Below are 6,634 nucleotides of genomic sequence, written 5' to 3'. Positions count from 1 at the left end.
CACAGGGAGGGAGGAGTGATAGAATCGGCGCTGCCGCCGCGGCTGGCCCCGGCCAAACCGCGCGCTGAACGCCAACCGCACCAGCGCCGGTTGGGATGGCAACTGCCGGCAATGCTCTTGCTGATCGCTGCGGGCTTGCTGGGGGTGAGCTGGTGGCAGCGCCAACCGGTTACGTCACTGCCACCAACCTCATTTCCCACCAATTTGCCCCCCACACTGGCGGCAATTGGGCCGCTGCCAACGCCATTGCCAACGGGGATCGTCGTAACGACGCCTGTCGTGCCGACACCCTCGCCGCCACCGCCAACCCCGTCGCCGCCGCCAACCCCGTCGCCGGAACCCAATACGCGCGCGCTGGGGCAATTGGTCGCCTACGATCAGTGGCAAATTGGGCTGTTGCGGCGCGAGGATGTGGTGGTGATCGACGGCGAACTCGGCCCGATCCGTCCGGCGGGTCGCCTGTTGGTGGCGTTGCTGGCGGTGAGTAACGAAGCGCCGGTCGAGCGGCTATTGCCCGCCACCCTCTTCGCAGTGGAAGATGAGAACGGGCAACGTTATGCCCCCTTGCCAGACGCTTCGCGCCAGTATCTCGACCAGTTTGGGCGTGGATTGTACGGCGATCTGGCGCTCGAAGAGGCCTTTGCGCCACAGAGCGGCTTGCGCAGTGTGCCGGTGCTGTTCGATCTGCCGGCCAATCGCGCGCCGGTACGGTTGTGGGCCGGTGGCGAAGGCTGGCCGTTACGGTGAAATGGTGAAGAGGCGATCGAGTACCGGTGAACCCAATGCCGCTGCCACCTGATCAGCCAACCGGTCAAGCGGGTCGGTTTGGGGTAGAGGATCGAACGCCGGTTGCCAGCCTAACTGCCGCAACCATCCGCGCCGAAACTCGTCGTTGGCAAACAGGCCATGCAGATAGCACCCCCATACCCGGCCATCGGCGCTCTGACACCCATCGTCGTCAGCGGCGGGTGTTGCGCCACGCCGTACAATGCTTAGCAACGGCTGCGCTTCCCCAAGCCGGCGGCTGCGGCCCATGTGGATTTCGTAGCCGTGCAGTTCGGCGGCGCCGGCCCACGCCACCTGCACCTTCGCCACGGTTTGAGTAGTCTGTTTGTCGGGGGCAAAGACGGTTTCAACCGGCAACAAACCAAGACCGTCGTCTTCGCCGCCGGCTCCCTCAACCGCCAGCGGATCGCTGATCCGCTCGCCGAGCAGTTGGTAGCCGCCGCAGATGCCGGCAATCGCGCCAGTAAACTGGCGCAGCGCCGTGTCAAATCCGCGTTCGCGCAACCAGCGCCGGGCAGCGAGGGTGTGTTTGGTGCCGGGCAGAATCACTGCCGCCGCGCCGGCCAATTGCGAAGGGTAATCAATATAGCGCACCGTTACCCCCGGCTCGCGGGCCAGCGGGTCGAAGTCGTCGAAATTAGCGATAGCCGGCAAGCGGATGACGGCAATCGTGATCCCTTGTGTCCGCGCCGGCTGAGCCTGCTCGAGCGCCACCGCATCCTCTTCAGGCAGATCAAGATCCTCGATCCACGGCACCACCCCCAGCACCGGCACGCCACTGCGCTCTTCTAGGATGCGCACACCATCAACGAATAAGGCCGGATCGCCGCGGAAGCGGTTGACGATCAGACCTTCGATCAACCGGCGTTCAGCGGATTCGAGCAACATCAAGGTACCGAGCAGTTGGGCGAAGATGCCGCCGCGATCGATGTCGCCGACCAACAAGGTGCGGGCTTGGGCATAGACGGCTAGCCGCATATTGACCAGATCGCCGGCCTTCAGATTCAGCTCAACTGGACTGCCGGCCCCTTCGGCGATAACGAGATCATACTCGGCGCGGAGCGCATCAAGGTTACGGGTGATCACCGGCCACAGCAGCGCCTTGCGTTGCCAAAAATCGGCGGCAGCGAGAGTTTGCCACGGCTTGCCCTCGACCACGATCTGGCTGCGGCGCTGGCCTTCAGGCTTGATCAAGATCGGATTCATCGCCACGGTCGGCGCGATACCGGCAGCCGCGGCTTGCACCGCTGTGCTGCGCGCGATCTCACCGCCATCAGCCGTCACAGCGGCGTTGTTGCTCATGTTTTGGGCTTTGAACGGGGCCACCCGCAACCCGCGACGGGCAGCCAACCGGCAGAGCGCCGCCACCAGCGTGCTCTTGCCAACCGATGAAGCGGTACCAACCACCATCAAGACAGGCGCAGGCATACGTATCTCCTCCAAGGCAGCGGTTGCTGAGTCACAGCGGCCCTATCTCCCGCCACGCCGCCACCAACCGCGCATTGTCTGCCGGCAGGCGGGGCGCGACGCGCACCCACTCCGGCAAGCCAAACGACGTACAATCACGCACCACACAACCGTGCGCGAGCAACCGGAGACGGGTCAATGCCCCATCAGCGCATTGCACCAGCATAAACGGCAGCGCTGACCGCCATACGGTTAAGCCAAGCTGGCGCAACCCGGCGGCCAATTCATCGCTGACGGCCCACAAGCGCGGCAGCGTCGCCGGCAAAAACGCCGTATCGGCCAGCATGGCCAGCGCCGCCGCCTGCGCCGCGCTACTCACACTCCACGCCGGTTGCCAGCGGGCAATCGCACTCGCCGGCTCAGGTTCAGCAATCGCGTAGCCGATGCGCAAACCGGCCACCGCATAGCTCTTGGTGAGCGAATAGATGCGGATCAGGTTGGCCGGCGCGTGGTCATCGAGCGGATCGTGACCGGGATCATCTCGCATCAACGACAGATAGGCCCGGTCGAGGATCAGCCAGCCGCCGTAACGGGCACAGGCGTGGGCCAACTCGACGATGGTCGCTGGCGCCACAGGCACGCCGGTCGGATTGTTAGGCGAGCAGAGCCACAGCAAGCGCGGCTGCAACCGTTCAATCGCCGCCAATAGCTCCGCCGGATCGGGTTGAAACTGGGTCGCAGCCGTACTGCGCACCTCCACCACCTGCATTCCGGCCAGCCGGCAAGCGTGGGCATACTCGCCATAGGTTGGGGCCACCACCAGCGCGGTTGTTCCCGGCGCACCCAAGGCCCGTGCCGCTAGATGGATCAACTCATTCGCGCCATTACCAGCCACCACCGCATCAAGACGGCAGCGGTGACACTGCGCCAACTGTTGCCGCAAACGCAGGCAGCTCCGGTCGGGATACGGGGCCGGATCGAGCGCGCGCAAGGCGGCCAAGACGGCGGCAGGCGGGCCGAACGGGTTGGTGTTGCTGCTGAAATCGATCACCTGATCAGGGCGCAAGCCGAGCTGAGCCAACTCGGCCTCATCGAGCGCGCCATGCGCTACGGGGTGCGGTTCCATGCTGCCTCCAGTGCGCGCAACTCGACCGGAATGCCGCCGACAACTAAATAGACCTCGGCGGCGGCAGCGGCAACGCGCTGATTAGCCAGACCGAGCAGATCGCGGTATTGCCGGCCCAGCGGATAGGCGGGCACAATCCCCATGCCAACTTCATTGGTAACGGCGATCAGCGTCAAATCGCGCTGAGCAACCATCGCCAGCAGATCGTCGAGTTCACGATCGATAGCCGGCTCAGGATCAGATTCGTTAGCCAGCAAAAGATTGCTCACCAGCAGCGACAAACAATCGAGCAACACCACCGATCCCGGCGTCAGATCGGCGAGAGCAGCGGCGACATTGACCGGCGCTTCGCGCGTTGACCATGTTGGCGGGCGACGAGCGCGATGGCGGCTAATCCGCTCACGCATCTCATCGTCGCCGGCGGTAGCGGTTGCGACATACATCACCTGCTCGCTCAAGCGGGCCACGTACCGCTCGGCGCACCGGCTCTTGCCGCTGCGGGCGCCGCCGGTAAAGAGGACAACCGTACTCATCAGCCACCTCAATCATCAAGGCGCAAACGCAAAGGCGCAAAGAGAGCAAAGGCGCAGAGAGTTTGAACGCAAAGACGCGAAGGGCGCAAAGATCGCAGAGGGTTTGAACGCAAAGACGCGAAGGACGTAAAGGGCGCAGAGGGTTTTGTGATGTTGGCAATAGCATGGTTGTTGCCATATTCTATATGTTCGTGCTTATTGATACCTCTGCGGAGCCGGACAGCCGTCCGGCTCTGCAACGCCTTTGCGTTTACCCCTTGGCGCTCTTTGCGGCAAAAAATGTGCTGGCAGCGGCGACAAACCGCTCGGCGATGGACGGGCAGGCCAGAAAATGCAAATGAATGTACGACGCCAGCGTCTGCCCGATCACCACCCCCTCGCTGGCCGGTTGCGGACGCATCGCATCAGGCAAGCAAGCGTAGAGCGGCGGTAGGTCGGTGGGCCGCGCTTCCCAGACCGAATAGTGAAACTCGTGACCGCGCACCGTTTCGCCGGCGCGCCACAGCCACGTCTCGGCTTGGGCCACGATCGTGCGGTAGCCGAGGGTGAGGCGCGGCGTCATGCGCGAATGGCCGGGCAACACACCGGCCATCGCAAAGGCTTGGCCGTGCTGATCGATCAAGGTTTCAGTCAGGTACATCAAGCCGCCGCACTCGGCGTAGATCGGCATCCCGGCTGCTACCGCTTCCCGAATCGCGCCCAGCATCGCCTGATTGGCGCTCAGTTGCGCGGCAAACAGTTCAGGAAAACCGCCGCACAAATAGATCGCCGCTGTCCCTGCAGGCAAGGCGGTATCGTGGAGCGGGCTAAAAAAGGCGAGTTCCGCCCCAGCGGCCTGCAACAGATCGAGATTATCGGGATAGATGAAATTAAACGCCTCATCGCGGGCAATGGCGATCACCGGTCTCACACCGCTCACCGGCGCGAGCACGGTTGGCACTGGGACGGGCAACGGCGGCGCGGTATGGGCCACGGCCAGCAGCCGGTCAAGGTCAACCGTCTGCTCAACCCGCGCCGCCACCTCAGCCAGCCACTCTTGCCAGCGGCCCGGCTCGGCCACCGGCACCAAACCGAGATGGCGTTCGGGCAAGGTGAGCGCATCGTGACGCGGCACATAACCCAACACCGGCACCCCAACCGTCTGCTCGACGGCAGCACGGATCAGCGCCGCATGGCGTGGGCTGCCAACCCGATTGAGAATGACGCCGCCGATCCGGAGCCGGCGGTCGAAATCGCGCAAGCCGGCGATCAGCGCGGCGGCAGTGCGGGCCATTGCGCGCGCATCGAGCACAATGATCACCGGCGTCGCGGTAAGGCGGGCAATGTGGGCGCTGCTGCCGGTGTCGTCATTGCCGGCGTAGCCATCGAACAGGCCCATCACCCCTTCGATCACGGCCAGATCAGCCTCGGCGCTGCGGCGGGCCAGCACGCCGGCGATCTGGTCAGGCGGGATCAGCCACGAGTCGAGGTTATGGCACGGCCTACCGGCGGCGAGGGCATGGTAGCCGGGATCAATATAGTCGGGGCCGCACTTAAACGGTGCAATGCGCAGACCGCGCCAGCGCAAGGCGGCGATCAGGCCGGCGGTGATGGTCGTCTTGCCGCTGCCACTCATCGGCGCGGCGAATAGCAGGCGGGGCAGGTGGATCATAGGTCGTCCCACAACATCGGATCGGCGGGGAAGTGGGCCGGGTCGTACCATGCCAACGTATCAGCCAACGCTGCCACTTCACCCACCACTAGCACAGCAGGAGGCGGCAATTGCGCTGTCTGTTGGCGATCCGGCAAGGCAGCGAGCGTGGCCCGCAGTACGCGCTGATCGGCGCTGGCGCCGCGGCTGATCAGCGCCGCCGGCGTATTGGGGTTACGACCAGCGGCGATCAGATAGGCACACACCTGCGCCAGCCATTCGAGCGCCATCAACACCACGAGAGTCGGCGATGAAGCCAGCAAGGCCCAACTGATCCCACTGCACCCATGCGGAGTAGCTTCGTGACCAGAGACGACCGTGAAGGCAGAGGCGACGCCGCGCCACGTGAGCGGAATACCGGCGTGGAGCGGCACCGCCAATGCTGAGGAGACTCCCGGCACAATCTCGAAGGGCAGACCGGCAGCCGCCAACGCTGCTGCCTCTTCGGTCAGGTGGGCAAAGACGCCGGGGTCGCCGCCTTTCAGCCGTACCACCTGCAACCCAGCACGCACCAAGCGCACCAGCGTCTCGGTGATGCCGTCTTGGCGCACGGAATGGTGGCCGGGCCGCTTGCCGACGAAGATCCGTTCGGCGTGAGGCGGCGCTTCGTCGAGCAGGCTCGCCGCGATCAGGCGGTCGTAAAGGACGGCATCGGCTTGGCGCAGCACAGCCAAACCGCGCACGGTCATCAGATCGGCGCGACCGGGGCCGGCGCCAACAAGATAGGCTTTACCGGTCATAAGCTACTCCGGGTTGGATATGGGAGATGAACACAGGTTGAAAATAGAACACGGATGCACAAGGATTTGGACGGATGAGCACAGATCGGATAGAGATTTGGAACCATACAGCGTCTCTTGTCTGCACTTTGCCATTTATAGACTGCGGCAGTGTGACTGCCGCAGTCTGTACGGCTACACCTTACGCTTCCGCCAACCACTCAGCAATCGCGTCGCGGATCGCGGCGGCGCGGGCCGGCGCGGCGCCATTGCTGCTCACGGCAATGGTGATGCCGCCGCTGCGATGGACTGCCGGCACATGAAAATCGCCGTCACTGGGATCATCGGCGACGTTGCAGAGCGCGCCGGCGGC

At 64.3% G+C, this 6,634-nt stretch carries 7 protein-coding genes; 1 reads left to right on the top strand and 6 read right to left on the bottom strand.

The genetic code is table 11. The features are described from left to right. Positions 1-747 (top strand): tetratricopeptide repeat-containing protein (locus U9R81_RS10390; RefSeq protein ID WP_322495390.1); only part of this gene is annotated, 747 nt, incomplete at its 5' end. Here the strand turns inward: U9R81_RS10390 and U9R81_RS10385 are convergent. From U9R81_RS10385 to U9R81_RS10360, 6 genes are all read right to left on the bottom strand, one after another. After that, a complete protein-coding gene (locus tag U9R81_RS10385; RefSeq protein WP_322495389.1) occupies positions 739-2,214 on the bottom strand; it encodes a cobyric acid synthase in 1,476 nt (491 codons plus the stop codon). The two genes, U9R81_RS10390 and U9R81_RS10385, sit on opposite strands and share 9 nt — an antisense overlap. Before the next feature lie 31 nt (positions 2,215-2,245). Continuing rightward, complete coding sequence (locus U9R81_RS10380) at positions 2,246-3,319, bottom strand: histidinol-phosphate transaminase (protein WP_322495388.1); 1,074 nt, start codon at positions 3,317-3,319, stop codon at positions 2,246-2,248. Next, positions 3,301-3,852: a bifunctional adenosylcobinamide kinase/adenosylcobinamide-phosphate guanylyltransferase gene (gene cobU / locus U9R81_RS10375; RefSeq protein ID WP_322495387.1), complete on the bottom strand. Its 552-nt coding sequence runs from the start codon at positions 3,850-3,852 to the stop codon at positions 3,301-3,303. The genes U9R81_RS10380 and cobU overlap by 19 nt, the downstream gene beginning before the upstream one ends. 250 nt (positions 3,853-4,102) lie before the next feature. Then, complete coding sequence (locus tag U9R81_RS10370) at positions 4,103-5,503, bottom strand: cobyrinate a,c-diamide synthase (RefSeq protein ID WP_322495386.1); 1,401 nt, start codon at positions 5,501-5,503, stop codon at positions 4,103-4,105. Beyond that, on the bottom strand, positions 5,500-6,282 hold the full coding sequence (gene cobA / locus U9R81_RS10365) for a uroporphyrinogen-III C-methyltransferase (protein ID WP_322495385.1): 783 nt from the start codon (positions 6,280-6,282) through the stop codon (positions 5,500-5,502). Before cobA ends, U9R81_RS10370 begins: the two co-directional genes overlap by 4 nt. Before the next feature lie 181 nt (positions 6,283-6,463). Beyond that, positions 6,464-6,580 carry a hypothetical protein gene (locus U9R81_RS10360; protein ID WP_322495391.1) on the bottom strand — a complete coding sequence of 39 codons (117 nt, stop codon included), beginning with the start codon at positions 6,578-6,580 and terminating at the stop codon, positions 6,464-6,466. Between the last annotated feature and the right edge of the window lie 54 nt (positions 6,581-6,634).

It is taken from the genome of Chloroflexus sp. (assembly GCF_034435895.1).
Taxonomy (GTDB): domain Bacteria; phylum Chloroflexota; class Chloroflexia; order Chloroflexales; family Chloroflexaceae; genus Chloroflexus.
This window is presented reverse-complemented; position numbering and strand designations above follow the sequence as displayed.

Bases quoted from the DNA above. Each gene is read 5' to 3' on its own strand.
- U9R81_RS10385 (WP_322495389.1), bottom strand. From the start codon at position 2,214: ATGCCTGCGCCTGTCTTGATGGTGGTTGGTACCGCTTCATCGGTTGGC.
- U9R81_RS10380 (WP_322495388.1), bottom strand. From the start codon at position 3,319: ATGGAACCGCACCCCGTAGCGCATGGCGCGCTCGATGAGGCCGAGTTG.
- cobU (WP_322495387.1), bottom strand. From the start codon at position 3,852: ATGAGTACGGTTGTCCTCTTTACCGGCGGCGCCCGCAGCGGCAAGAGC.
- U9R81_RS10370 (WP_322495386.1), bottom strand. From the start codon at position 5,503: ATGATCCACCTGCCCCGCCTGCTATTCGCCGCGCCGATGAGTGGCAGC.
- cobA (WP_322495385.1), bottom strand. From the start codon at position 6,282: ATGACCGGTAAAGCCTATCTTGTTGGCGCCGGCCCCGGTCGCGCCGAT.